This window comes from Aeromonas sp. QDB23 (assembly GCF_027707745.1).
Lineage (GTDB): Bacteria > Pseudomonadota > Gammaproteobacteria > Enterobacterales > Aeromonadaceae > Aeromonas > Aeromonas allosaccharophila.
The window spans coordinates 1-26,618 of sequence record NZ_JAPCJA010000059.1; the positions used below are offsets into that span (position 1 = coordinate 1).

Here is a 26,618-nt window from a genome sequence, read left to right on the forward strand (position 1 = left end):
CAGGCAAGGGGCAACAGTGGATCAAGGGATGATCGTCTCACTTTTTCCTGTCAATGCCATCTGGGTGAACAGTTACATCGACAGGCTCCCGGCTGACAAGGTCGACCCCTTCTACAAACGCATGCGTTGGCAGGTGTTCTTCGGGATCTTCTTCGGTTATGCCGGCTACTACCTGGTACGGAAAAACTTCAGTCTGGCGATGCCCTATCTGGTCGAGCAGGGCTTCTCTCGTGGCGATCTGGGTCTGGCCCTCTCCGGGGTGTCCATCGCTTACGGCTTGTCCAAGTTCCTGATGGGGAACGTCTCTGACCGTTCCAACGCCCGTTACTTCCTCTCCGCCGGTCTGCTGCTCTCGGCCGGTATCATGTTCATGATGGGTACCATGCACTGGGCCACCTCCAGCATCGCCATCATGTTCGTGCTCTTGTTCCTGAACGGCTGGGCACAGGGCATGGGCTGGCCGCCCTGTGGTCGCACCATGGTGCACTGGTGGTCACAGAAAGAGCGCGGCGAAGTGGTTGCGGTCTGGAACGTGGCGCACAACGTGGGCGGCGGCATGATTGGCCCGCTGTTTATCCTCGGGATGGGCTGGTTCAACGACTGGCGCAGCGCCTTCTATGTACCTGCGGCGGCGGCAGCAGCCATCGCGGTGATCGCCTTCTTCGTGATGCGTGATACCCCGCAATCGGTCGGTCTGCCTCCTATCGAAGAGTACAAGGACGATTATCCGAAGGATTACAACGCGAGCCATGAGCAGGAGTTTTCCGCCAAGGAGATCTTCGTCAAATACGTGCTGCACAACAAACTGCTGTGGTACATCGCGATTGCCAACGCTTTCGTTTACCTCATTCGTTACGGTGTGCTGGACTGGGCGCCGACCTACCTGAAAGAGGCCAAGCACTTTACCGTCGACAACTCCTCCTGGGCTTACTTCCTCTACGAGTGGGCCGGTATTCCGGGCACCCTGCTGTGTGGCTGGATCTCTGACAAGATGTTCCAGGGCCGCCGTGCGCCAGCCGGTATCCTGTTCATGGTGCTGGTAACCGTGGCTGTGCTGGTCTACTGGTTCAACCCGGCCGGCAACCCGACCGTCGACATGATGGCACTGGTGGCTATCGGCTTCCTGATCTACGGCCCTGTCATGCTGATCGGCCTCTATGCCCTTGAGCTGGCACCGAAGAAAGCAGCCGGTACTGCGGCAGGTTTCACCGGTCTGTTCGGTTATCTGGGCGGCGCTGTGGCAGCCAACGCCATGCTGGGTTATACCGTTGACCACTTCGGTTGGGATGGCGGCTTCCTGGTGCTGACCGTATCGTGCGTGCTCTCCATCATCCTGCTGGCGATGACCCTCAAACACGAGAACATTGCCGTTGCGGCCAAGAAAGCGGCTGCCAATAAGGCATAAAACGTGATCGTCAGCTTATTGATCCCAAAGGGGATCAGGTAAACTGCCAAAAGGCCCCGCATCTGCCGGGGCCTTTTTTCGTTTCATCATCGGAGTGCAAGCGTGAAGCAAACCCAACGACATCTGGAGATCCTGGACGTCCTGACGCGGCAGGGATTTGTCTCGACCGACGATCTGGTGACCCACTTTGACGTCAGCCCCCAGACCATTCGCCGGGATCTGAACGATCTCGCCGAACAGAACAAGATCCGGCGCCATCATGGCGGTGCCTCCCTGCATTCGAGTACCGTCAATACCGCCTACAGCGCCCGTAAAGTGATGCAACTCAAGGAGAAAGAGCGCATCGCCCGCGAGGTAGCGGCCAATATTCCAGACGGTTCATCGCTTTTTATCGACATAGGTACTACTACCGAGGCGATCGCCCGCGCCCTGCTCGATCACCGCGAGCTGCGCATCGTCACCAACAACCTCAACGTGGCCAGCATTCTGACGGCCAAGGATGACTTCACCGTCATCATCGCCGGTGGCGAAATCCGCAACCGCGATGGCGGTATCGTGGGGGAGGCGACCCGCGACTTTATCGGTCAGTTTCGCATGGACTATGGCGTCATCGGGATTTCGGGGATCGACAACGACGGCTCCCTGCTCGATTTCGACTATCACGAGGTGAAGATCGCCCAGGCCATCATCGCCCACTCCCGTCAGGTGTTCCTGGCCGCCGACCACACCAAGTTCGGTCGCAATGCCATGGTCAATCTGGGCAATCTCAACCAGATCCACGCCCTCTTTACCGATCAGGAGCCACCGGAAAAGCTGACGCGATTGATGGCGCAACACCAGATCGCCTGCCACATCTGCTGACGGCTGAAGAGGCCAAGGCTGTGCCGGTCGCCCATTCGGGCGGCCTCCTTTCTGTTCCTGCTCCCATTTTCGCGTTCATTTCACCCCTTTATGGGTATTGCCAAAACCACTCTCTAACCTGGCTATTTTGGCTGTTTACTCGCCAGTTTTAGCTTGGTCCCTGTCGCTCACCTGCTGTACCACTTTTGCCACCTCTGGCGGGCTGTGGCGATCACACTTTCGCCATAAAATGTTCGTTTGTTGTATTTTCATGTTCTAAAATGAGCGAAATCAAACATTGCTGTTATAGCAATCATAAAAATGAAAGTAGGTGAACATGAGCGAACATTATGATCTGGTCGTCGTCGGTGGCGGCATCAACGGGGTCGGCATCGCAGCCGATGCGGCAGGACGGGGTCTGAAAGTTGCCCTGTTTGAGGCGCAAGATCTCGCCTCTGCCACCTCCTCCAACTCCAGCAAGCTGATCCACGGCGGTTTGCGCTATCTCGAACATTACGAATTCCGGTTGGTGAAAGAGGCGCTGGCGGAGCGGGAGGTGCTACTCGGTATGGCGCCTCACATCGCCCGTCCGATGCGTTTTCGCCTGCCGCACCGTCCGCACCTGCGTCCGGCCTGGATGATCCGTGCCGGCCTGTTCCTGTATGACAATCTGGCCAAGCGCGACAAGCTCAAGGGGAGCTGCGGCGTGCGCTTCCTGCCGCAAGATGGTTTGACCGCAGGGATCAACAAGGGGTTTGAATATTCCGATGCCTGGGTTGACGACGCCCGGCTGGTGGTACTCAACGCCATGATGGCCCGTGACAAGGGCGCCGATGTGCAGACCCGCACCCGCTGCATCAAGGCGGTGCGCGGATCCAAACACTGGACGCTGACGCTGGAGCGGGAAGGGGGCGAGCAGTTCACCGTCACCTGCCGTGGTCTGGTCAATGCGGCGGGCCCTTGGGTCAAGACCTTCTATGACGAGAGCCTGAACGAGAAATCCCCCCGTGGCATTCGCCTTATTAAAGGCAGCCACATGATAGTGCCGCGCATCCATGAGCGCGAAGAGGCCTATATCCTGCAAAACGAGGACAACCGCATCGTCTTCGTCATCCCTTATCAGCAGGACTATTCGCTGATCGGTACCACCGATGTGGAGCACCACGGCAGCCCGCGGGAAGCGAAGATCAGCGAGGCCGAGATCACCTACCTGTGCAAGGTGGTCAATGCCCACTTCACCCGTCAGATCGCCCCGAAAGATGTGATCTGGACCTATGCCGGGGTGCGTCCGCTCTGTGATGACGAGTCAGATTCACCGCAGGCGGTGACCCGTGACTATACCCTCGAGCTTTCTGGTGAATCGGACGGTGCGCCGCTGCTCTCGGTATTTGGCGGCAAGCTCACCACCTATCGCAAGCTGGCGCAGGCCGCCTGCAACAAGCTCAAACCCTGGTTCAGCCAGATGGGGGATGACTGGACTGCGACCAGCCGGCTGCCCGGTGGCGAGTTTGACTGCTCGGTGCGCGAGCTGGCCCGCGCCTTTGCGCTGGAGTTTGACTGGCTCGACGATCGCAGCGCACTGCGCATTGCCGAGGCCTATGGCGCCCATGCCCGCCTCTGGTTGAAAGAGGATCGTGGCATTCACTTCGGTGGCGGTCTCTACGAGTCGGAAGTGCGCTATCTCATCGAGCGGGAGTGGGCCTGTTCACTGGACGATATCCTCTGGCGCCGCAGCAAGCTGGGGCTGCGCCTGAACGAGTCAGAGCAGCAGATGCTGCACATCTGGCTCGACCAATATCATCACGCTCTGCGCAAGGCGAGCTGATGTGTGACGGTGGGCAGTGCGCTGCTGCCCACCGCGTTCTACCGTAAATATGCAACAAATCTCTGATAGAACAATTACCTACACACAATAATAAAGAGCCTCACCTATGAAAAAACTCGCCGTTTCCCTCATCGCCCTGAGCCTTGGGGCATCCCTCTCATTACCCGTGTTTGCTGCCGATGAAGGCAAGGTGGTGATTGCCCACCGTGGCGCCTCCGGCTACCTGCCCGAGCATACCCTGGAGTCCAAGGCGCTGGCCTATGGCATGGGGGCTGATTATCTGGAGCAGGATCTGGTGATGACCAAGGATGACCAGCTGGTGGTGATGCACGATCACTTCCTCGATGGCATCACCGATGTGGCCGAGCGTTTCCCCGGTCGCGCCCGCCCGGACGGCCGTTACTATGTGGTGGATTTCACGCTGGATGAAGTGCGCTCCCTGCGCATGACCGAGCCGTTCCAGCTGGTGGATGGCAAGCAGCTGCCGGTCTATCCGGCCCGCTTCCCGCTGTGGAAGTCGAACTTCAAGATCCACACCTTCCAGGAGGAGATCGAGATGATCCAGGGGCTCAACAAGAGCACCGGCAAAAACATCGGCATCTACCCGGAGATCAAGGCGCCCTGGCTGTTCCGTCACGAAGGCAAGGATATCTCCAAAGCAGTGCTGAAGGTGCTCAAGGAGTACGGCTACACAGGGAAGAACGACAAGGTCTATCTGCAGTGCTTCGATGCCGATGAACTCAAGCGGATCAACAGCGAGCTGATGCCTGCCTTAGGGATGGATCTGAAACTGGTGCAGTTGATGGCCGAGACCGACTGGAACGAGACCATGGTCTACGACGCCAAGGGCAAGGCGACCCCCTACAACTATGACTGGATGTACCAGCCGGGGGCGATGAAAACCATCGCCAGCTATGCCGAAGGGATTGGCCCGTGGAAACCGATGATCGTCACCGAGCCGGGCACCCTGGGCAAGCCGGTCTTCACCGGCATGGTGAAAGAGGCCCACGCGGCGGGTCTCAAGGTGCATCCTTATACCTTCCGTCAGGATGAGGGGCAGATCCCTGCCTATGCCAAGGACTTCACCGATCTGCTCAACATCTTCCTCTATCAGGCCGATGTGGACGGGGTGTTCAGCGACTTCCCCGACAAGGCGGTGGCCGTGATCAAGGCCCACGAAGGGGCGGCTAAATAGCGAATTGGTGTCATTTGAGTGTAACACGAGGCCAGTTGGCCTCGCTTTTTGTTGGAGGTTCCCGCAACGGGAGTGTGCGCCCTGTCAGAAAATAGCCAGATCACGTCATGGTGTGCCGGATCTGCATCATTTTACGCACTTTTTACGTAGCAGATCGCTGGCATGAAATCGGCGGAGCGGTTAGTCTAGCGGCGTTGAACCAACCCCATGAGGTACAGATGAAAGCCGTATTGCGTTTTAGCCTGCTGGGCGCCTTGTTGTTGGGTGGCCATGCCTTCGCCGCCGAGCCGAAAAAATTTGATATCAGCATGTTCCCAGCCGCTGACGTGAATCAGGAACGTGTGGTGATCCGCCTGCCAGAAGTCGAGAAAGAATCCGACATGATGGTCGAGCTGCAGGTCGGTAAAAAGATGATGGTTGACTGCAACGTACCGCGTTTTGCCGGCAACCTGGAACAGCACAGCGTCAAAGGCTGGGGCTACAACTATCTGCAACTGGGCAAGGTCTCTGACCCCATCACCACCCTGATGGCTTGCCCGGATGCCCAGCAGAAAGAGACCTTCGTCCAGATCTACGGTCAGGGCTTCTTCGTGAACTACAACTCCAAGCTGCCGTTCGTGATCTACGTGCCGCAGGAGTATGAAGTGCGCTACCGCCTGTGGCGTGCCGACAACCTGGCCCAACCGGCCATGATTGAGTAAGCATGTTTGAACCCAGGGTTCAGCTGGTTCATCTGATGTGACAAATAAAGCGCCGTTCGGCGCTTTATTTTTACCTGAATTGCCCGGGAAATGACGTGAAATCGGGCTGTACGTTTACATAAGTTTATTATTTATCAACGATTTTTGTGTGCTCTGCCACAAAATCGGCGCCAGCTATGGGGCAAAGTGACTTCGATAAAAGATATTTATTAATATAGTGAGAAAATTGATTTTGCACTCGGCGATGGCCTGATGATACTTGCCCGCAAAGGTCAAACTAACCAGAAAAAGAGCACTATGAGCTTCGAATCAGACAAGCGTTTCAACGACTTCAAACATTTTCCCCGTGGCCTGCGTCGCAGTGGTGAATTCACTGTGGCCGAAGCGGACAGTCTGGAAAAGTATGGTACCGCCATGCTGGCTCTCTATCAGGGCAATCTGACTCCCCGTGACGATGTCGAGTCCGCCTTCGTCGAGCAGGTCAAATCCGGCGCGGCCGGTGCCAACCCCCATGCCAAGGTGTGGTTCAAATATCTCAAGGTGATCGGTCCCAAGCGCGTTCATCGCCTCTGCACCGTCGTTGGCGGTGCCAGCGAAGAGAGCAGCGGTGGCGCCAGCTTTGATGTCGGTGGTGGCAGCGGTGGTGGCAGTGACGAGTCCATCGATTAATGGATACCGAGCTGCTTCGGACCTTTATCGAGGTCAGCAAGACCCGGCACTTTGGCCGGGCTGCTGAAAATCTCTACCTGACCCAGTCGGCGGTGAGTTTCCGGATCCGCCAGCTAGAGCAGCAACTGGGTGTCAGTCTGTTTGCCCGTCATCGCAACAATATCCGCCTGACCGCCTCCGGTGAGCGTCTGCTGCCCTACGCAGACGCTATCTTGCACACCCTCGGTCGTGCCAAGCAGGATGTGGCGCTCTCGCCGGGATTCAGCCAGCAGTTGGCCATCGGTGCGCCCGCGGTGTTTTGGGAGCTCGATTTCAACGACTGGCTCAATCACATCTATGCGCTGGCGCCCGGCTTGGCGGTACGGCTGGAAACGGCTTCCCGCGAACACCTCTGCCGCCAGTTGCTGGAGCGCTCCCTCGATCTGGCCCTGCTCTCCGAGCCCACCAAGATCGACGAGATCGCCCTGCATCCCATCGGTGAGCTGGTGTTCGAGCTGGTGAGCCGGGATCCGGCCGCCAATGCCGACAACCTGATGCAGATGCCGCACATCCACCTCGATTGGGGCACCAGCTTCGAGCCGCAACCCAGCCGCTTGCAGAGCCTGCAAAAGACTCCAGTGCTGCACTCCAGCTCCGCCAGCATGGCGTTGCAATTCGTGTTGGCCAACGGTGGTGCAGCCTACCTGCCACGGCGGATGGTCAGCCCCTTCCTCGAGAAAGGGGCGCTCCATCTGGTGGAGGGGGGCCAGCCGCTGAGCCGTCCGCTCTATCTCGCCTATCTGGAGAAATCCGATCGCCGGGAGCTGATCGATCAGCTGCTGACCCTGCCACTGGGTTGGCACGACGCCGAGCTGCGCCTCAACGTCGAATAAGCATCGAGTGTTATCCAAGGAAGAGCCCACCCCACGGTGGGCTCTTCTGTTTGGGGAAAATTGCAGGGAGCAAGGTCACGTAATTGGCGCGGGAGGCTTGGCGTCATCGGCCGGTAACGGTACCTTTTCAGGCTGTTTATCCGATTGAGCACTGACAGGGATGGATTGTAATTGATCGACTTTAGTCACCCCGAATGGCGGGCGCTGGCGCAGCAGTTGCTGAGCCACTCACCTGTGGTGATCCGTGGCCGCCAGTGGCAACCGCTGGTGGGCCTGCTCAAGGATAACCAGTTGCTGCTCGCCCATGGCAGCCACAGCTATGAGCTCACCCCGGCCGGACGGCGCTATCTCACCCGCGAGCTGATGCTGGCGGAGATCGCCACTGCCCCCCCCGAGCCTGAGGAGTGGTTGCATGCTCAGGGCTGGCAATTGGGTGAGCAGGTCAACGAGCGGGTGCTGGCGGCGCTCTATCGCAAGTCAGAGGTGAACTTCACCCCCAACGAGCAGATCGATTTTGAGGACAAGGGGATCCGGCTCTGCGCCGATCAGCTGTTGCGCTTGCGCGCCGCCCAGCCGTTCAGCCTCTTTTTCAGCGGCGGCACCCTGATCGATGCTGCCCCCTGGTTGCAGGCGCTGGGGGAGGTGGCCTTGCCCGAGCGCACCCTGGCGGGTCTTGGCAAGATCCTGTGGGGGGAGGGGAATATCGAGCGGGTGATCACCACAGACAGCGTCGGCGCCTTTGCTGAGCTGCCTCTTGAACCCGGCACCTTGCTGGTATGGGCGCCCCCATCGGCTCCCCTTGCCTTGCAGCAGGTGGTGGCCGCCTTGCCCCCCAATGTGCTGTGGAGTCATCTTACCGCCCTCGACCCTGGCGGGGTGGATCGGCTGCAGGCGCTGGCCCAGCGGCTGGGTCGCCCAGCCAGCTGGTGGTTGCCCCGGGATCTGGCGCCCATCCTCTGCGCGTATGCCCAACCTTTGACTGAGGCTCGGCCCTGGGAGCCGAGCCGGATCCCCAAGCCATTGTTAGCAGTTTGTAGCGGTTTGGTTGAGTCCAATGGTGGCTTGTCGGCCGAGGTGTGCGCGCTGGCGCCAGCGTGGCATGCCGTTGGTTGAAATTGGCCTGAAAGCGAGCCAAAAAGCGGTTTTCCCCCATTGAACGCGGTGATATAAAGAGTTGACGAAGCGCTCGCCAGATGAGCGCTTTTGTTTATCAAGCCGCTTTGCCACCCAACGAACTCAACGGAATACAGGGAATACCATGTTTGAAAAGGTTGTTGCCGCCCCAGCGGATCCGATCCTGGGCCTGACCGAAGCCTTCCGCGCTGACTCTCGCAGCCACAAGATCAATCTGGGCGTAGGGATCTACAAGGATGAGTCCGGTGCCACCCCCATTCTTCATTGCGTCAAGAAAGCCGAGCAGAAGCTGCTGACCGACGAGAAGACCAAGAACTACCTCGGTATTGAAGGCAATATCGAATATGGCCGCATCGTGCAGCAACTGCTGTTCGGGCAACATTCTGCGCTGGTTGCCAGTGGCCGCGCCAAGACCGCGCAAGCGCCGGGCGGTACCGGTGCCCTGCGTATCGCGGCCGAATTCGTGGTGCGCAACGGTCTGGCCAAGACCATCTGGATCTCCGATCCCACCTGGGCCAACCACGTCAGCGTATTCCAGGCCGCGGGCCTGACCGTCAAGTGGTACAAGTACTACGACGCGGCCACCAAGGGGCTCGACTTTGCCGCCATGCAGGCCTCGCTGGCCGAGGTTCAGCCGGGTGAACTGGTGCTGCTGCACGGCTGCTGCCACAACCCGACCGGTATCGATCCCACAGCCGAACAGTGGCGCGCCCTGGCCAAGCAGAGTGCTGCCGCGGGCTGGTTGCCGCTGTTTGACTTCGCCTATCAGGGGTTTGCCCGTGGGATCGAAGAGGATGCCGAAGGCCTGCGTATCTTCGCCGAGTGCCATGACGAGCTGCTGGTGGCGAGCTCCTTCTCCAAGAACTTCGGCCTTTACAACGAGCGGGTCGGTGCCTTCACTCTGGTCAGTGCGACCAAAGAGATCGCCGATGTGGCCTTCACCCAGGTCAAGACCGTGATCCGTGCCAACTACTCCAACCCGCCGTCACACGGCGCCGCTGTGGTCACCGCCGTGGTGAGCGATCCGGCTCTCTATGCCGAGTGGGTCGAAGAAGTGGCCGCCATGCGGGTGCGTATTCGCGAGATGCGCGAGCTGCTGGTCGAGAAGCTGGCTGCCCTCGGCGTGAGCCAGGATTTCAGCTTTATCCGCGAGCAGAACGGCATGTTCTCCTTCTCCGGTCTCTCCAAGGATCAGGTTGAGCGCCTCAAGAGCGAGTTTGCTATCTATATCGTCGGCTCCGGCCGGATCAGCGTGGCCGGGATCACCCGCGCCAATATCGATCCCCTGTGCGAGGCCATCGCCAAGGTGCTGTAACCGCATCGCCTTGCGCTCTGGCACTATGCCATGAAAAAGCCCGTCACCTTGGTGACGGGCTTTTTTGATCGCCAACGGCTGATCGCCAAACAAGGGGAAGGGCGACTCACTGGTGGCGGGCACCTTGCCACCGTTTGCGCAGTTGCAGCAGCAGCGCGGTCAGGGCGCCACCGCTCAGGGCAGTGAGCACAGCCAGCAGCAGGCTGCCGAGCAGGAATGGGGGCACCAGGGTCGCCGCTTCCTGCTCCAGCCAGTGGAGGGTCCAGGTAAGGTGGAAAGGCTCCGGCGTCTGGTGCAACACCAGACAGCCGGTGCGATAGGCGTAGAGATACATGAACGGCAGGGTGAGCGGGTTGTTGAACCAGACCGCCAGCAGTGCCAGCGGCAGGTTGAGGCTGAATGCCAGCGCCAGACCGACTGCGATGAGCGAATGCATCGGGATGGGGAACCAGCAGGCGAAGATCCCGGCCGCTACCGCGCCGCTCAGGGCGCGGGTGCCCCCTTGCCAGAGGGCCGGGGCAAGCAGTCGCTCACCAAACAGGGCAAACCACTTCTGCTGGCGCAGGGTGTCGGGATCGAGCTTGAAGCGGGCGAACCAGCGACTCAGCATGCGCGGGCCATCTTGCGTTTTTGCCACTGGCGCACCGTGCTGATCCGCCAGAAGGTGCGGATCAGGGTGTAGCCGACAAGGGAACTGAGCAGGGCCAGGATCAGCGAGCCCAGCAACAGCGGTGGTGCCACTGTTCCCAGTACCGAGACCAGCCACTCCCAGGTGAACTCAATCTCAATCTGCTGCGCCGAATGTCCCAGCAGCTGGCAACCCACCAGATAGGCGCCATAGAGCAGGGGCGGCATGGTAAAGGGATTGGAGAGCCAGACCAGCGCCACCGAGAGCGGCAGATTGACCCGGCACAGGATGGCGCCACCGGCGGCCAGCAGCATCTGGCAAGGGAGCGGCACCCAGGCCATGAACAGGCCCACCGCAAATGCACCCGCGGCCGAGCGGCGATTGAGGTGCCAGAGGTTGGCATCGAGCAGCAGTTTGCCGAATAGCCGCAAGTGCTTGTGTTCTTTCAGGGTTTGCTGATCGGGCATCCAGCGTTTTATGAGTCGTTTGGGCATATTGAAACCTTGCTAAATACTTGCTCCATGGATCTGCGTCTGTTGTCGTTTGCCCTGGGGGCAAGCTCCTCACTGCTCTGGCCATGGTTACCTTCACTCGCATGGGGGGGCCTGTTGCTGTCCCTGCTGATCCCCCTTGCATATTGCCGTGTCTGGCGGTGGCTGTTTCTCCTGCTCGGCATCCTCTGGATGCAGGCCAATCTTGCCTATCGGCTGGCCTGGCTGGAGCGGTTGGGCGATCAGACGAGCCACATGATAACCGCACAGCTGCAAAGTGCAGAGCCCGAGGGGGATAAATTTGTCCGGCTGCTGCTGCGGGTGAGCACCCTCGACGAGCAACCGGTGACACCTGAGCCCCTGATCCGGGTCAATGCCTATCAGGCATTGCCCGCCATGACAGTGGGCAGCCGGATCGCGCTGGTGACCTCGTTGAAACCGGCTCACGGTCTGGCCAACGAGGCGGGGCTGGATGGGCGGCGTCTGCTGCTGGGCAAGGGGATCACCGCCACTGGCAATCTGCGTCGGGTGATAGATATTCAACAGGCCCCACCGGGCTGGCGCGAACGCTGGTTGGGGGCGGCGACCGAGAGTTGGCGCCCGCTTGACCATGCTCCCTTGCTGGCAGCCCTCACCTTTGGCGAGCAGAGCGGCATCACGGATGCCCAGTGGGAGCTGTTTCGTGGCAGCGGCCTGACTCATATCATCGCTATTTCAGGGCAGCACATCGCGCTGGTGGCGGTGCTCGGGTGGTGGTTGGGCAGGCTGTTTGGTCTGCGCGGCGCCATCATCACCTCTCTGCTGTTTGCCGCCGTCTACAGCGCATTGGCGGGGTTTGCGGTGGCCACCGAGCGGGCCCTGATCATGGTGCTGGTGTGGAGTGTGCTGCGCTGGAGCCGACGGGAGTGGCCTGCCTGGCGTATCTGGCTGTGGGCCTTTGTGGTACTGACCCTCTGGGATCCCTTCGCCCTCTATTCGGCCGGTTTCTGGCTCTCGTTTCTGGCGGTGGCCATCCTGCTGCTGGTGGGGTATGTCCACGACAAGCCGGGGCTGTGGCAGATCCAGCTTTGGTTGCTGCTCGGTCTGCTGCCGCTGCAGCTCGCCTTGTTCGAGGGGATAGCGCCCCTTGCCATGGTGATCAACTTGCTGGCGGTGCCGCTCTTTTGTATCGCCATTATTCCGCTGGCGCTGATCGGTGTGCTGCTGGCGCCGCTCTCCACCTCGCTCGCCTATGGTCTGTTCTGGCTGGCGGATCTGGTGCTCGGTTGGGTGCTGACTATCCTGAATTGGCTTTCCGAACAACTGCAAATGTGGTGGCCACTGCCCGGCTGGTGGCTGCCGCTCTGCACCCTGCTGTTGCTGCTCTGGTTCGCCTCGCAGTGGCGCCCGGCACGCTGGCTGTGGTTGCCGGGCGCCCTTGCGCTGGTGTTGGCGTGCTGGCCTGCACCGCCCCGCTGGCAACTACGGGTGCTAGATGTGGGGCAGGGGCTGGCGGTACTGATCAGCAAGGGGGAGCGTGCCATCCTCTATGACACCGGCGATCGTTATCCCGGTGGCTACAACATGGCGGACGCGGTGATCCTGCCCCAGCTGAGCCATCTGGGGATCCGGATCATCGATCGCCTTATTATCAGCCACAAGGATCGTGACCATGCCGGCAATCGCAAGCGACTGCTCAGCGCCATGCCGGTGCGTCACGAGCTCTCCTCCTACCCCTTCAGCGAGGGAACCACCCTTTGCCAGCGTGGGCAACAGTGGAACTGGCAAGGGCTCGCGTTTACGGTGCTCTGGCCCGAACACCCCGGCGGCGGGCACAATAACGATGGTTGCGTGGTGCGCATCAGCGATGGCGAGCGCAGCGTGTTGCTCAGTGCCGATATCGAGCGGCAGGCCGAGCAGCGGCTGGTGGCGCTGGAGGGGGAGGGGTTGGCCAGCACATTGCTGGTGAGCCCCCATCATGGCAGCCGCACCTCCTCCACGCCCCCGTTTGTCGCGGCGGTAGCGGCGCAGGATGTGATCCACAGTGCCGGTTTTATGAATCAATGGGGCTTTCCCCGTCCCGATGTGGTGGCCCGCTATCGGGATGCCCGCCAGTGGATCACCGGCCTGCAAGGGGCGATTCTGGTCGAGCCCACTGCAGCGGGATTGAGAGTGACTGCCGAGCGCAATCAGGGCCCCTGGTACCGGCGCGGTGGTGAGTGGTGGCGGCCGAGAGTGTGGTTTGAGCAATAATCCGTCATTTCCGCAGCGGATGGATTCTATATCGGTGGCGACGCTTGGTGTAATCCTGCGCTTTGGCTAGAATAGCCCGTCATTTCCATTACTAACGGCTATTCATGCAACAAGAAACCTCACAAGAGAGCTGGCCTGTATTCCGACGCCTGCTCGGTTATGTCCGTGATCGCAAGCTGGGCCTGGTCGGTGGCATCATCGGGATGCTGGGCTACGCCGCCGTGGATACCACCTTTGTCTACTCCATCAAGCCGCTGATCGATCAGGGCATTAATGGCAACGACAGCACCGTCTTGAAATGGATGCCCTTCTTCGTCCTCGGCATCGTGGCCCTGCGCGGTGTTGCCAACTTTCTCTCCAACTACTGCATGGCCTGGGTCGGCAACCACGTAGTGATGCGTCTGCAGCAGCAGGTGTTCAATCACATGGTGGCGATGCCGATGAGCTTCTTCGACCGTCAGAACACCGGTCATCTGCTCTCCAAAGTGACTTATGACGCCAGTCAGGTCTCCTCGGCGGCGAGTACCACGCTAGTGACCCTGGTGCGGGAAGGGGCGACCGTGGTCGGGCTGCTCGGTCTGATGTTCTGGCACTCCTGGCAACTGTCGGTGATCTTCCTGGTGGTTGGCCCGCTGGTGGGCATCATCATCGGCCTCATCAGCCGCCGTTTCCGCCAGATCAGCCGTCACATCCAGCAGGCGGTAGGGGATATCACCACCTCCACCGAGCAGATGCTCAAAGGGCACAAAGAGGTGCTGATGTTTGGTGGCCAGAAGGTGGAAGAGAAGCGCTTCTTCCAGGTCAGCAACAACATGCGCCAGCAGACCATGAAGATGGTCGCCGCCGATGCCATCGGCAGCCCGGTGGTGCAGATGGTTGCCTCCATCGCGCTGGCTGCCTTCCTCTACGTCGCGACCATTGACAGCGTCAAATCAACCCTGACTGCCGGTACGTTCACCGTCATGATCACCTCCATGATGATGCTGCTCAAGCCGCTGAAAAGCCTGACCGACGTCAACAACCAGTTCCAGCGCGCCATCACCGCCTGCCACAGCTTGTTTGGCCTGCTCGACAGCGAGCCGGAACAGGATACCGGCACTCTCACTCTGGAGCGTGCCCGCGGCGAGATTGAGTTTCGCAACGTCACCTTCACCTATCCGACCAAAGATACTCCGGCGCTGCACAACGTCAGCTTCAAGGTCGAGGCGGGCAAATCGGTGGCGCTGGTGGGCCGTTCCGGCTCCGGCAAGAGTACCATCGCCAGCCTGTTGACCCGCTTCTACGACATCGACCAGGGCGAGATCCTGCTGGACGGCGTCAATATCCGCGAATACAAGTTGAGCGAGCTGCGCAAGCAGTACGCGCTGGTCTCCCAGCATGTCCACCTGTTCAACGACTCGGTGGCCAACAACATCGCTTACGCCGCAGAAGACAAATACAGCCGCGACCAGATCGTGCAGGCCGCTCGCATCGCCCATGCCGACGAGTTCGTCAGCAAGATGCCGCTGGGGTACGACACCGTGGTTGGCGAGAATGGTGCCTCTCTTTCCGGCGGTCAGCGCCAGCGAGTCGCCATTGCGCGCGCCCTGCTGCGCGATGCGCCGGTTCTGCTGCTGGATGAGGCCACCTCGGCCCTCGATACCGAGTCCGAGCGCCACATTCAGGCGGCCATCGACGAGCTTTGCAAGGCCCGTACCTCGCTGGTGATCGCCCACCGCCTCTCCACTATCGAGAAGGCGGACGAGATCCTGGTGATCGACGAAGGCCATATCGTCGAGCGCGGTAACCACGAAGCATTGATGGAGCAGCGTGGCACTTATGCCCAGCTGCGTGCCATTCAGTTTGGTAACGCGGGAAACAAGGCCTGATGCTGGAACGGCTCTGGTATGCAAAGAGTGGCTGGCGCTGGTTGCTGGCCCCCTTTGCCCTGCTGTTTTCCATCATCAGCGGCACCCGCCGCTACGCCTATCGCCACGGCTGGCGCAAGGGGTATCGCGCCTCCTTGCCGGTGATCGTGGTGGGCAATATTTCGGTGGGCGGCAACGGCAAGACGCCGGTGGTGGTCTGGCTGGTGGAGCAGTTGCAAGCTCGTGGCTATCGTCCCGGGGTGGTGAGCCGTGGTTATGGTGGCAAGGCGCCCCATTACCCGTATCGGCTCGATGCCGCCAGCACCACGGCGCAGGCGGGGGATGAGCCGGTATTGATTGCCCGGCGCTGCGGCTGTCCGGTAGTGGTCGCCCCGAAACGGGCCGATGCGGTACGACTGCTGGAGCAAAGCGGTGAGGTGGATATCATCATCACCGACGATGGCCTGCAGCACTATGCGCTGGCCCGCGACATCGAACTGGTGGTGGTGGATGGTGCCCGCCGTTTCGGCAACGCCTGCCTGCTGCCGATGGGGCCGCTGCGCGAGCCGGTCACTCGTCTCAAGCGGGTGGACGCCATCATCTGCAACGGCGGCGAGCCGGGCAAGGGGGAGTACCCCATGCAACTGGTTGCCGACACCCCGCGTCGGGTGCGCGACGATGCGCCGCTGGCGGCCCCCTTGTCGGGGCCAGTCGATGCGCTGGCGGGGATCGGTCATCCGCCCCGCTTCTTTGCCACCCTTGAGGGGCTCGGCTATCAGCTGGATCAGCAGGCAGCCTACGGCGATCATCACCCCTTCGATCGGGATGAGCTGGTAGGCCGTTTTGCCAGCAAGCCGCTGCTGATGACCGAGAAGGATGCGGTCAAGTGCCGTTCGTTTGCCCTCGAAAACTGGTGGTATCTGCCGGTCAGTGCCGAGTTGCCCGCATCCTTGCTCGACACCTTGTTGCACAAGCTGAACACGAGTGGAAAGGCGCAAGGCGTAACCAAGGCACAAAATTAATCTCTCTCGCCTGAATGGGGGAGAAGTGGACCAATAGCGGTCTTGTATGGAATATCTGGTTGCTCGACATCCATCGCTGGCGTGATGAAGCCGCCAGCGCGACATCGTTGAAGGAGTATCGTTTTGGCTTTGGACATCAAGTTGCTCGACATCATCGCCTGCCCGGTCTGCAAGGGTAAGCTGCACTACAACAAGGCCGTGCATGAGCTGGTCTGCCGCTTTGACAAGCTGGCCTATCCGCTGGAGGAGGGGATCCCGGTGCTGCTGGAAAACCGCGCCCGTCCGCTCAATAGCGATGAGCTGCCGTCATGAGTTTCGTCGTCGTCATTCCTGCCCGCTATGCGTCAACCCGTCTGCCGGGCAAGCCGCTGGCGGATATCCATGGCAAGCCCATGGTGCAGCACGTGGTAGAGAAGGCTCTGCAGTCGGGCGCCGATCGGGTGATCGTTGCCACTGACGATGCCCGGGTGCAGCAGGCGCTGCAGAGCACCGGCGTCGAGGTGTGCATGACCTCACCGGATCACCAGTCCGGCACCGAGCGTCTGGCCGAGGTGTGCCGTCACTACGGCTTTGCCGCCGATACCATCATCGTCAACGTGCAGGGGGATGAGCCGCTCATTCCGCCCACCATCATTCGTCAGGTAGCGGACAATCTGGCCGCCGCCACGGCGCCGATGGCGACCTTGTCGGTGCCGATCAAGGATGCCGAAGAGGCGTTCAATTCCAATGCCGTCAAGGTGGTGACTGACAAGGATGGCTACGCCCTCTACTTCAGCCGCGCCAGCATTCCCTGGGATCGGGATCGCTTTGCCAACAGTCACGAGCAGATTGGTGACCACTACCAGCGCCATATCGGCATCTATGCCTATCGCGCCGGATTTATCCAGCGTTATGTGGACTGGGCGCCCAGCGTGCTGGAGCAGGTCGAGGCGCTGGAGCAACTGCGGGTGCTCTGGTATGGGGAGAAGATCCACGTCGCCCAGGCGTTTGAAGCGCCGCCGGTGGGAGTAGATACCCAGGCAGATCTGGAGAAGGTGCGCGCATTTTTGGCCAAGTGATGGCCACTGCACGAAAGTCATGAAAAACGGTGTCGCAAGGCACCGTTTTTTGTTTTGAAAATTTATATAATTATTTGATTTTAAACGCTAAACATGGGTTTTCTCAAACTTTTGGCGCGCATGGTTTGCCAAAGCGACGAGTTTGGTTATGATGCAAGACGCCCTGTTAACCCTAACCGGGCGGCTAAAACGAGATAAAAACGGGGTGTTTGGGTGATAAATGTATTCCTGGTCGATGATCATGAGCTGGTGCGTACAGGGATAAGACGCATTCTTGAAGATGTACGCGGGATCAAGGTGGTGGGCGAGGCACAGAGCGGCGAGACCGCAGTTACGTTCTGTCGCCAGCACCATCCGGACGTGATCCTGATGGACATGAACATGCCGGGTATTGGTGGTCTGGAAGCGACCCGTAAAATTCTGCGGATCCGCCCCGATGTGCGCATCATAGTGCTGACCATTCATTCAGAAAATCCGTTCCCCACCAAGGTGATGCAGGCGGGCGCCGCTGGTTACCTGACCAAGGGAGCAGCCCCTGACGAGATGATCCAGGCGATCCGGCTGGTGCACTCCGGTCAGCGCTACATCTCCCCGGAGATTGCACAGCAGATGGCCCTCAGCCAGTTTGCCTCCGCTGACGAGAACCCCTTCAAGTCCCTCTCCGAGCGCGAGCTGCAGATCATGATGATGATCACCAAGGGGCAGAAGGTGACCGATATCTCCGAGCAGCTCAACCTGAGCCCGAAGACGGTTAACAGCTACCGCTATCGTCTGTTCAGCAAGCTGGGGATCAACGGTGATGTGGAACTGACCCATCTGGCCATTCGCTATGGCATGCTGGATGCCGATACCCTCTAATCGGGTGGCGTGTGGTCACAAAGGCGGCGAGTGCCGCCTTTTTGCTTTTCTGCCCCTTTGCTTTTCAGGCTGCGGGGGCAGTATGCTCTGCCCGTCAATTTTTGCCTTTGTGTAAGCCGAGTAGCTGATGACCCTCTCTCCCGAACCTCTCTTCGACAGCAAGGCGTTTCTGAGCGCCGTCACCCATCAGAGCGGCGTTTACCGCATGTATGACAGCGGTGGTACCGTGATCTATGTTGGCAAGGCCAAGGATCTGAAAAAGCGGCTCGCCTCCTATTTTCGGGCCAACGTCGATAGCATCAAGACCCGCACCCTGGTGCGCCAGATCGCCGATATCCAGGTCACCGTCACACACACCGAGACCGAGGCGCTGATCCTCGAGCATAACCTGATCAAGCAGTACCAGCCTCGTTACAACGTGCTGCTGCGGGACGACAAATCCTACCCCTGGATCATCATCACTGCGCACCAGCATCCGCGCATCGGCGTCCATCGCGGTGCCCGCAAGATCAAAGGGGAGTACTTCGGCCCGTATCCTTCTGGCGGTGCGGTGCGCGAGAGCCTGCACCTGATGCAGAAGATCTTTCCGGTGCGCCAGTGCGAGGATGCGGTCTATGCCAACCGCACCCGTCCCTGTCTGCTCTATCAGCTCAAGCGCTGCGCCGGCCCTTGCGTAGCCGGGCTGGTGAGCGAGGCCGAATATGCCCAGCAGGTGGAGCTGGCCAAGCTGTTTCTGGCGGGCAAGAACCAGCAGGTGATTGGCGAGCTGGTGGGCAAGATGGAGTCCGCCAGTGGCGATCTGCGCTTTGAAGAGGCGGCCCGCTATCGGGATCAGATCCTGGCGCTGCGCCGGGTCACCGAACAGCAGTCGGTGAGCGGCAACGTGCTGGACGAGCTCGACGTGGTGGGGGTGGCCTTCGAGCAAGGCGCTGCCTGCATCCACGTGCTCTTTATTCGTCAGGGCAAGGTGCTGGGCTCGCGCAGCTATTTCCCGAAAGTGCCGGCTGACACTCCGCTCGAGGAGGTGGTGCAATCCTTCCTGCTGCAGTTCTATCTGTCGGGGCAGGGGGGGCGGCAGATCCCGAGCGAGGTGCTGCTCGATGTGGCGCTGGAGGACGAGAGCGTCATCGCCGAGACCCTGAGCCAGACTGCGGGCTACAAGGTGCGGGTGGTGAGCCGTACCCGCGCCGAGCGGGCCCGCTTTATCAAGCTCGCCTCCATCAACGCCGAGACGGCGCTGCGCTCGCGGCTTGCTCACAAGAGCACCATGACCGCTCGTTACGATCAGCTGGAAGAGCTGCTGGAGCTGGAGCGCCCCATCGCCCGTATGGAGTGTTTCGATATCTCCCACACCATGGGGGAGCGCACCGTGGCCTCTTGCGTGGTGTTCAACCGGGAGGGGCCGCTCTCATCGGAATATCGTCGTTTCAATATCGACGGTATCACCGGTGGTGATGACTATGCGGCGATGGAGCAGGCGCTGGAGCGCCGCTTTGGCAAGCAGCAGGAGCCGGACAAGGTGCCGGACGTGCTGTTTATCGACGGTGGCCTCGGCCAGTTGCGCCGCGCCGAAGAGATCCTGGCGCGTCAGCTGGAATTCCTTGGTGGTAAATACCCGCTGCTGGTGGGGATTGCCAAGGGGGTTACCCGCAAGGCGGGGCTGGAGACCCTGGTCATGGGGGAGAGCCACGAAGAGCTGCATTTGCCGGCAGATATGCCCGCTTTGCACCTTATTCAGCATATTCGCGATGAATCCCACCGTTTTGCCATTACCGGCCACCGGGCAAGACGGGCCAAGGCCCGCACCAGCAGCAGTCTGGAGGATATTCCGGGGGTGGGGCCAAAGCGGCGTCAGGCGCTACTCAAATACTTGGGCGGCCTGCAGGAGGTCAAAAAGGCGAGCGTGGATGAGCTGGCCAAGGTGCCCGGCATCAGTCAGGAGCTGGCCCAGACCATCCATGATGGCTTGCACGGCGCCTGAACAGGTTTTAGGCGCAGCCAGCAGCCAGGAAAAATCGCTAACTCCTTGATGCACAAGAGCCGTGACGCGGGGGGGCCGTAAATGCCATAATGGCCCTGCATCTTGAGAAGATTGATGGATTAAGAAGACCAGGACGGGCGCCAGTGCGGTTGCATCGCAAATCGGCTTTGGCGCACTATGTAGCGACGTACAAGAAGTGGCTGAAAAAATAATGACAAACATACCTAACCTGTTGACGTTTTTCCGGATTTTGCTCATTCCCGTCTTCGTCATCCTGTTCTATCTGCCTTACCAATGGTCCTATCTGGCGGCTGCCCTCATCTTTATTCTGGCCGCTGCCACCGACTGGTTTGATGGCTATCTGGCTCGCAAGCTCAATCAGTCCACCGCCTTTGGCGCCTTCCTCGACCCGGTTGCCGACAAGATCATGGTCGCCGCCGCACTGGTGGTTATCGTCGAACACTACAACACCATCTGGGTCACCATCCCCGCCATGACCATGATTGGCCGCGAGATCATCATCTCTGCCTTGCGTGAATGGATGGCCGAACTGGGCAAACGCTCCTCGGTGGCGGTCAGCTGGATTGGCAAGTGGAAGACCATGATCCAGATGGTGTCGCTCACCGGTCTGATTTGGCAATACAACGTCTGGATGGTGTGGCTCGCCTACGTGATGCTCTATGTCGCCACCGTGCTCACCTTCTGGTCGATGTTCCAGTACATGAAGGCGGCCTGGGGCGATCTGACCCACCACGCCAAGCTGTGAGTCACCCGCGCCGCAAGGTGAGGTTTCCGCTGATTTGATGCAGGAAACGGCCAAAGGCGCTAAAACTGTTCAAAAAGGGCAAAAAATGCCCGAACGATCAGGTAATTAAATATTTCTGGTTGACTGGGCGAGGAACATCGCTAGAATGCGTCCTCGTAGTCAGGCAGTCAGCCAGACCAATGCGGGAATAGCTCAGTTGGTAGAGCACGACCTTGCCAAGGTCGGGGTCGCGAGTTCGAGTCTCGTTTCCCGCTCAAAATTCAGACATTAGAGAGCCAACTCTCTTTTGCATGGCGCGTTAGCAAAGCGGTTATGCAGCGGATTGCAAATCCGTTTAGTCCGGTTCGACTCCGGAACGTGCCTCCATATTGACAAGCCCGCCACGCGAGCTTGATACCGATTGCGGTGCCCGAGTGGTGAAATCGGTAGACACAAGGGATTTAAAATCCCTCGACGTTCGCGTCGTGCCGGTTCGATTCCGGCCTCGGGCACCAGTTATTAAGTAAAGCAATCAAAGAGTTACGAAAGGCCACTAGAAATAGTGGCCTTTTTTGTTTTTGCCGAAATGGTGGTGATTTCAAACAACAACCTTTTTCGCCAGCGTACTGGGTGCTTTGTCGGAAATAGATGTTGTTAAATAGATGACAGAAAGAGAAAAGCCCCGCGAGCGGGGCCTGGTCTGTAACGGGGAGGCGCCCTCACTTCTTGAGGTGTTTTCTGATCGCCTTGCCTGAGGTGCCGACTGCCTTGACCGCCCGTTTCAGCTGGACTTCGGTGCACTCGAACATTTTGATCCACTGCTTCATCTCATAGGGATCGTTGACATTGATCTTCTTGGCATCGAACGGGTGAGCGACCGCATTACTGTCAGGCATACAAACCTCAACTTGTTGAAATTGCTGGCGAGAAAGACGTTTCTGCCTGAGCGCCATCATCCTCTCAATTGGCAAGGGGCAAGGTGACGGGGTTCACACAACCTTGTGTCCTGATGCACGCCAGCAGGTTTGCTTTGCTGATCTGTGAGCGACCACCACTTATTCGTTCGCGCCTGATGCGGTGTGAACCGGGTGGCGCGAACGACGGGGGCATGATGATGGGAGGCAGATCGCTTGGTGGGTCAACCGAACTGGCGGGCTATCAAGCCTCTGCCAGCGCCCGCATTTCCAGCCGCTGCTCGCCGGGGCGGCAGACCAGCACCGAGCCTTGCTCGAACCAGTCACCCAGCACGATGCGGCGGGCGGGGTGGCCGTCGAGGGTGAAGTCGTGGATGGCTGGTCTGTGGGTGTGGCCGTGGATCATCATCCGGCAGTCGTGGGCGCGCAGGGTGTCGTCTACCGCCGCTGGCGTCACATCCATGATGATCTGGCTCTTGTGGGCGTTCTCCATCTGGCTTTGGCCGCGCATCTTGCAGGCGATGGCCTGACGGCGGGTGAGCGGCAGCCGTAAAAAGAGCCAGCGCAGCCATTTGAGCTGGGTGATGCGGCGAAACTTCTGATACCCCTCATCCAGGGTGCAAAGCAGATCGCCGTGGCTGAGCAGCACCCGCTCGCCATAGAGTTCGATGACGCAGGGATCCCCCAGCAGGGTCATCCCCGCGCGCTTGGCAAACTGCTGGCCCAGCAGAAAGTCGCGGTTGCCGTGGATAAAGTAGATGGGCACGTTCTGTTGGCTCAGGGCCAAGAAGGCGTCGGCCATCTGTTGATGGAGCGGATTGGGGTCATCGTCGCCAATCCAGAATTCGAAGAGATCCCCCAGCACATAGAGGGCATCGGCGCCGGGGGCGTCGTGCTCGAGAAAGCGCACCAGTGCCGCGGTCATATCGGGCCGCTGGGCAGAGAGGTGAATGTCACTGATAAAGAGGGTGCTCATGATGTGGGGGTCGGGCTCTCGGTCGAAACAGGGCAAACAGGAGTGGCAGAGATAGTGGAAAACACAGGGGACGAAGGTTGCACGACAGGCGCCATCGCCGTCGCGTCAGTGGATCTATGCATACCGTCACGGGATGGGGGTTGCCATGACAGCTCGGCCAGATTGCGTCCCTCCAGCGTCAGCAGGGCAGTGTAAGGATCGCCAGCCAATCCCAGCAACTGGCACATCGCCGCTTCCCCTTTCAAGCCTTGCTCAAGGCGCAGACGCAATACCTCCCGATAGAAAGCATCACCAAAGCGTTGCAGCAGGGTGGCCATCAGGGTGAGGTGGCGCCAGCCGTTCAGCGTCTCGATGGGGGTGGGGGTGACATAAAGCTCCAGCGGCCAGCTGGCGATGCGGTTATCGCAACCGCTATCGTCACTGTTCTGGTCGAGACAGGGAAAGGTGCGCTCCAGCAGCCAGATATTGTCGCCCTTGGCGCTCGCCTGCCAACCTTGCTCTGCAAAAGTAGCGGCAAACGCCGCCGGATCAGGATGCTGGCAGAGGATATCGAGATCGCTGCCGGGTCGATCGAGGCCGATGGCCAGCGTGCTCACCAGCGCCATATCGGCGCACTGCGCTGCCAGCGCATCCCACACACCGGCTGTGAGCAGGGCATGGGCCGAGCGTTGGCGCGGATTGCCGTAGGCCAGATAGTCGAGGCGGCGCCAGTTCGGACTGGCGCTGGGGGATGCAGATGGAAAAACTGCGGCCGGGGCCGCAGTTTCATCCGTGCCGAGTTGGCAAAGATCAGTCAGCAAGGGTCACCTTGGTGATAACCACATCTTCGGTCGGCACGTCTTGATGCATGCGGCCGTAGTTACCGGTTTTGACACCCTTGATTTTGTTGACCACGTCCATCCCGGCAGTCACTTCACCGAATACGCAGTAGCCGAAGCCCTGGGTGGTGGCGGATTTGAAGTCGAGGAAGTCGTTGTTGTTTACGTTGATGAAGAACTGGGCGCTGGCAGAGTGCGGCTCGCTGGTGCGGGCCATGGCGATGGTGCCGACCTTGTTGGACAGACCGTTGGCCGCTTCGTTCTTGATGGGAGCGCGGGTATCTTTCTCTTCAAAGCCGGGGGCATAGCCGCCGCCCTGGATCATGAAGCCGTCGATGACACGGTGGAAAATGGTGTTGTCGTAGTGACCGTCACGGCAGTATTGCAGGAAGTTGGCCACGGTTTCCGGGGCTTTTTCAGCGTTCAGGGTGAGGGTGATGTCGCCGTGATTGGTGTGCAGAGTGACCATGATATGTCCTTTCATACTTTTGAACGAAAAGTGAGCAAGCGACAGGGCGCTTGCGGGGTGTGGCATAAAGTGGTGGCAATTCTAGCCCATCAAGGGGCTGCGGCATAGTGTTGCAGAAAGTGCTGCAAAGGGCGCATCCAGTGCCAGAACATAGGCGGCAGGCGGGATTGGCCACATTTTCCGCCTCGTTTTCTGCCCTTGAACGGGGTATTATGACCAACCATTTTACTCACAGGCAGTGGTTATAAGATGCTGAAGATATACAACACACTCACTCGTCAAAAAGAAGAATTCAAACCTATCCACCCGGGCAAGGTGGGCATGTATGTGTGTGGTGTCACCATCTACGATCACTGTCATATCGGCCACGGCCGCACCTTCGTCGCCTTTGATGTGGTGGCTCGCTACCTGCGTTACGCCGGTTACGACCTGACCTACGTGCGCAACATCACCGACGTGGATGACAAGATCATCAAGCGCGCCGCTGAAACCCGCGTCACCTGTGACGAGCTGACTGAACGGCTGATTGGCGACATGCACGCCGACTTCGACGCCCTCGGCATGGTGCGCCCGGATATCGAACCGCGCGCTACCCAGCACATCAGCGAAATCATCGAACTGGTGGAAAGCCTGCTCGCCAAGGATCACGCCTACGTGGCCGATAACGGCGACGTGATGTTTATCGTCGAATCCTACGCCGACTACGGCAAGCTCTCCGGGCAGGATCTGGAGCAGCTGCAAGCCGGTGCCCGCGTTGACGTGGTCGATGCCAAGCGCAACCCGCTCGACTTCGTGCTGTGGAAGATGTCCAAGCCCGGCGAACCGACTTGGGAAAGCCCCTGGGGCCCGGGCCGTCCTGGCTGGCACATCGAGTGCTCCGCCATGAACTCCAAGCACCTTGGCAACCACTTCGACATCCACGGCGGCGGCTCCGATCTGCAGTTCCCGCACCACGAGAACGAGATCGCCCAGTCCTGCTGCGCCCACGGTGGTGACTACGTCAACACCTGGATGCACAGCGGCATGGTGATGGTGGATAAAGAGAAGATGTCCAAATCCCTTGGCAACTTCTTTACCATCCGCGACGTGCTGGCCCACTACGACGCCGAAACCGTCCGTTACTTCCTGATGTCTGGCCACTACCGCAGCCAGCTCAACTACTCGGAAGATAACCTCAAGCAAGCCCGCGCCGCGCTGGAGCGCATGTATACCGCCCTGCGCGATCTGCCGCTGGCCGCCGCTGCCGGTGGCGACGAGCAGGTGGCTCGCTTTAAAGAGGCGATGGACGACGACTTCAACACCCCGGAAGCCTACTCCGCCCTGTTCGATCTGGTCCGCGAGATCAACCGCCAGAAAGCGGAAGACATCAATGTTGCCGCTGGCCTCGGTGCCCGTCTGCGCGAGCTGGGCGCTGTGCTCGGCATTCTGCAACAGGATCCGGACGCCTTCCTCAAGGGTGACGAAGCGGACGACGAAGTAGCCGAGATCGAGCGCCTGATCGCCGAGCGCAATCAGGCCCGTGCCGACAAAAACTGGGCCGCCGCCGACGCCGCTCGCAACCGTCTCACCGAGATGGGCATTGTGCTGGAAGACAGCGCCGGCAAGACCAGCTGGCGCCGTGCCTAAGGCCGGTTGGCCTTGTTGGCGTCTGGTGCCAACAGGTTGAGCCAATAAAAAAACCGCAGCCCTTGGGCTGCGGTTTTTGTTTGTGTCTCTTCCCTCGACACCTCTTAAGCCTCGGTGGCCTGCGCTCTGATCCCCTCTCCCCTTGCGGGAGAGGGCTAGGGTGAGGGGGGCTAACGTCATTCCTCAGCTGAATGCCCTCCAACGCCTTAATGGCATGGCTTCGCCATGCAGGAAGCGAGGGCGCTGCCCTCGAAGAGGTTTCGCCGCCACTACGCGGCTTGGCGAGTGACTTTTGAAAGACCAAAAGTCACCAAAAGTCTTCTCCCCCGGCAAACCGCCCGCTTCGCGGGTTCCCTCGTCTCGTCCAACGGGTCGGACGGAGCGCCGCAGACGGCACTTTGGCCTACGCCATCCCTGGCTTCGGCCAAAGCCCGCTTCGAACATCCTTGTTCTCGCGCCAAATCGGGGTCGAGCAGTGCTCGCCCTGATCCGATTTGGCCCCTATGTCGGTTGCGGCTGCACCACCATCCCTGATGGCGCTCCTGACCTGTTGAACTCGACTCGGCGGTTTGCAGGGGGAACAAATACCGTGCCCGCCCGTGGCTTTAGCGTGCATGTTGACTGCCTTTCGCTGAAAGGGGAGTGCTGTGCAAGGGGGGGGGAATTGAGTGCAAAAGTGTTTGGGGAATAGAAATAAAAACCGCAGCTCAAGGCTGCGGTTTTTTCTAGATTGTAATTATTATTTAGTCTTTGAAACAGTCAGTTATGGAAAGAGTGCGAGTAGACCAATCATTTCTGCGATAGATTGATTCAGTTCAGATTGTGTATATATATTCCCCCGCATCGTGGTATTTTCTGGATGATGTATGTGATTTCTTATAAAAGTTTGCAACGTAGTTTGTTCGGGTTGCAGGGGAACGCCAGGGTGAGAGCGTGAACATTTTGTTAAATTTCACCCAGTTTTTTGAGACCCGCATTGAGTACCGTTTCCAGATAT

The 26,618-nt window shown here is 59.5% G+C and carries 24 protein-coding genes and 3 tRNA genes; 21 read left to right on the forward strand and 6 right to left on the reverse strand.

Annotated features, from left to right (window positions below; genetic code table 11):
* Positions 1-28: 28 nt before the first annotated feature.
* The 9 genes from glpT to PG888_RS19420 all read left to right on the forward strand — a co-directional run bounded on the left by glpT (position 29) and on the right by PG888_RS19420 (position 9,956).
* Positions 29-1,405 carry a glycerol-3-phosphate transporter gene (gene glpT, locus PG888_RS19380; protein WP_270694074.1) on the forward strand — a complete coding sequence of 459 codons (1,377 nt, stop codon included), beginning with the start codon at positions 29-31 and terminating at the stop codon, positions 1,403-1,405.
* Between the two features lie 102 nt (positions 1,406-1,507).
* A complete protein-coding gene (locus PG888_RS19385; RefSeq protein ID WP_042012039.1) occupies positions 1,508-2,266 on the forward strand; it encodes a DeoR/GlpR family transcriptional regulator in 759 nt (252 codons plus the stop codon).
* A gap of 316 nt (positions 2,267-2,582) precedes the next feature.
* On the forward strand, positions 2,583-4,070 hold the full coding sequence (glpD, locus tag PG888_RS19390; RefSeq protein ID WP_058054012.1) for a glycerol-3-phosphate dehydrogenase: 1,488 nt from the start codon (positions 2,583-2,585) through the stop codon (positions 4,068-4,070).
* A gap of 106 nt (positions 4,071-4,176) precedes the next feature.
* Positions 4,177-5,265, forward strand: a complete 1,089-nt coding sequence (gene glpQ / locus PG888_RS19395; RefSeq protein WP_182937732.1) for a glycerophosphodiester phosphodiesterase — start codon at positions 4,177-4,179, stop codon at positions 5,263-5,265.
* A gap of 218 nt (positions 5,266-5,483) precedes the next feature.
* Positions 5,484-5,966: a serine protease inhibitor ecotin gene (gene eco, locus PG888_RS19400; protein ID WP_042656084.1), complete on the forward strand. Its 483-nt coding sequence runs from the start codon at positions 5,484-5,486 to the stop codon at positions 5,964-5,966.
* A gap of 297 nt (positions 5,967-6,263) precedes the next feature.
* A complete protein-coding gene (gene maoP / locus PG888_RS19405; RefSeq protein ID WP_042656085.1) occupies positions 6,264-6,635 on the forward strand; it encodes a DUF413 domain-containing protein in 372 nt (123 codons plus the stop codon).
* Positions 6,635-7,507 (forward strand): HTH-type transcriptional regulator HdfR, encoded by an 873-nt coding sequence (hdfR, locus tag PG888_RS19410; protein WP_005337525.1) that lies wholly within the window; start codon positions 6,635-6,637, stop codon positions 7,505-7,507. Before maoP ends, hdfR begins: the two co-directional genes overlap by 1 nt.
* A gap of 171 nt (positions 7,508-7,678) precedes the next feature.
* Entirely contained in the window at positions 7,679-8,620 is a 942-nt protein-coding gene (locus tag PG888_RS19415; protein WP_182937730.1) for a hypothetical protein, read from the forward strand.
* A gap of 145 nt (positions 8,621-8,765) precedes the next feature.
* On the forward strand, positions 8,766-9,956 hold the full coding sequence (locus tag PG888_RS19420; protein WP_182937729.1) for an amino acid aminotransferase: 1,191 nt from the start codon (positions 8,766-8,768) through the stop codon (positions 9,954-9,956).
* A gap of 106 nt (positions 9,957-10,062) precedes the next feature.
* Here PG888_RS19420 and PG888_RS19425 read toward each other — a convergent pair whose 3' ends face one another.
* Together PG888_RS19425 and PG888_RS19430 are read right to left on the reverse strand one after the other, a co-directional pair.
* A complete protein-coding gene (locus PG888_RS19425) occupies positions 10,063-10,566 on the reverse strand; it encodes a DUF2062 domain-containing protein (RefSeq protein ID WP_182939761.1) in 504 nt (167 codons plus the stop codon).
* Complete coding sequence (locus PG888_RS19430) at positions 10,560-11,078, reverse strand: DUF2062 domain-containing protein (protein ID WP_058054007.1); 519 nt, start codon at positions 11,076-11,078, stop codon at positions 10,560-10,562. The genes PG888_RS19425 and PG888_RS19430 overlap by 7 nt, the downstream gene beginning before the upstream one ends.
* A 27-nt stretch (positions 11,079-11,105) precedes the next feature.
* On the opposite strand from PG888_RS19430, the gene PG888_RS19435 reads away from it, so the two are divergent.
* The 11 genes from PG888_RS19435 (at position 11,106) to PG888_RS19485 (ending at position 21,333) form a co-directional block, all read left to right on the forward strand.
* The gene (locus PG888_RS19435; RefSeq protein ID WP_182937728.1) at positions 11,106-13,307 is read left to right on the forward strand and encodes a DNA internalization-related competence protein ComEC/Rec2; all 2,202 of its coding nucleotides are present in this window, start codon (positions 11,106-11,108) and stop codon (positions 13,305-13,307) included.
* Positions 13,308-13,411: 104 nt separating this feature from the next.
* A complete protein-coding gene (gene msbA / locus PG888_RS19440; RefSeq protein WP_075113132.1) occupies positions 13,412-15,175 on the forward strand; it encodes a lipid A ABC transporter ATP-binding protein/permease MsbA in 1,764 nt (587 codons plus the stop codon).
* On the forward strand, positions 15,175-16,176 hold the full coding sequence (gene lpxK / locus PG888_RS19445; RefSeq protein WP_182937727.1) for a tetraacyldisaccharide 4'-kinase: 1,002 nt from the start codon (positions 15,175-15,177) through the stop codon (positions 16,174-16,176). Before msbA ends, lpxK begins: the two co-directional genes overlap by 1 nt.
* Before the next feature lie 123 nt (positions 16,177-16,299).
* Positions 16,300-16,488 carry a Trm112 family protein gene (locus tag PG888_RS19450; protein WP_005347033.1) on the forward strand — a complete coding sequence of 63 codons (189 nt, stop codon included), beginning with the start codon at positions 16,300-16,302 and terminating at the stop codon, positions 16,486-16,488.
* Positions 16,485-17,234, forward strand: coding sequence for a 3-deoxy-manno-octulosonate cytidylyltransferase (gene kdsB, locus PG888_RS19455; RefSeq protein WP_182937726.1), 750 nt, complete (start codon positions 16,485-16,487; stop codon positions 17,232-17,234). Before PG888_RS19450 ends, kdsB begins: the two co-directional genes overlap by 4 nt.
* Before the next feature lie 213 nt (positions 17,235-17,447).
* On the forward strand, positions 17,448-18,092 hold the full coding sequence (gene uvrY, locus PG888_RS19460; RefSeq protein ID WP_005337448.1) for a UvrY/SirA/GacA family response regulator transcription factor: 645 nt from the start codon (positions 17,448-17,450) through the stop codon (positions 18,090-18,092).
* Positions 18,093-18,219: 127 nt separating this feature from the next.
* On the forward strand, positions 18,220-20,073 hold the full coding sequence (gene uvrC / locus PG888_RS19465) for an excinuclease ABC subunit UvrC (RefSeq protein ID WP_182937725.1): 1,854 nt from the start codon (positions 18,220-18,222) through the stop codon (positions 20,071-20,073).
* 211 nt (positions 20,074-20,284) lie between these two features.
* Entirely contained in the window at positions 20,285-20,839 is a 555-nt protein-coding gene (gene pgsA, locus PG888_RS19470) for a CDP-diacylglycerol--glycerol-3-phosphate 3-phosphatidyltransferase (protein WP_042057638.1), read from the forward strand.
* 181 nt (positions 20,840-21,020) lie between these two features.
* Positions 21,021-21,093 (forward strand) — tRNA-Gly (locus PG888_RS19475).
* Positions 21,094-21,131: 38 nt separating this feature from the next.
* Positions 21,132-21,205 (forward strand) — tRNA-Cys (locus PG888_RS19480).
* Between the two features lie 41 nt (positions 21,206-21,246).
* Positions 21,247-21,333 (forward strand) — tRNA-Leu (locus PG888_RS19485).
* 204 nt (positions 21,334-21,537) lie between these two features.
* Here the strand turns inward: PG888_RS19485 and PG888_RS19490 are convergent.
* From PG888_RS19490 to PG888_RS19505, 4 genes are all read right to left on the reverse strand, one after another.
* Complete coding sequence (locus PG888_RS19490; RefSeq protein WP_019445078.1) at positions 21,538-21,714, reverse strand: DUF3606 domain-containing protein; 177 nt, start codon at positions 21,712-21,714, stop codon at positions 21,538-21,540.
* A gap of 262 nt (positions 21,715-21,976) precedes the next feature.
* Positions 21,977-22,708 carry a UDP-2,3-diacylglucosamine diphosphatase gene (gene lpxH, locus PG888_RS19495; protein ID WP_270694070.1) on the reverse strand — a complete coding sequence of 244 codons (732 nt, stop codon included), beginning with the start codon at positions 22,706-22,708 and terminating at the stop codon, positions 21,977-21,979.
* Positions 22,705-23,508, reverse strand: coding sequence for a DUF4269 domain-containing protein (locus PG888_RS19500; RefSeq protein ID WP_270694069.1), 804 nt, complete (start codon positions 23,506-23,508; stop codon positions 22,705-22,707). The genes lpxH and PG888_RS19500 overlap by 4 nt, the downstream gene beginning before the upstream one ends.
* A complete protein-coding gene (locus PG888_RS19505) occupies positions 23,498-23,995 on the reverse strand; it encodes a peptidylprolyl isomerase (protein WP_042655573.1) in 498 nt (165 codons plus the stop codon). Before PG888_RS19505 ends, PG888_RS19500 begins: the two co-directional genes overlap by 11 nt.
* A 249-nt stretch (positions 23,996-24,244) precedes the next feature.
* Between PG888_RS19505 and cysS the strand changes: the two genes are divergently transcribed.
* Positions 24,245-25,621: a cysteine--tRNA ligase gene (gene cysS, locus PG888_RS19510; protein WP_270694068.1), complete on the forward strand. Its 1,377-nt coding sequence runs from the start codon at positions 24,245-24,247 to the stop codon at positions 25,619-25,621.
* Positions 25,622-26,618 lie beyond the last annotated feature (997 nt).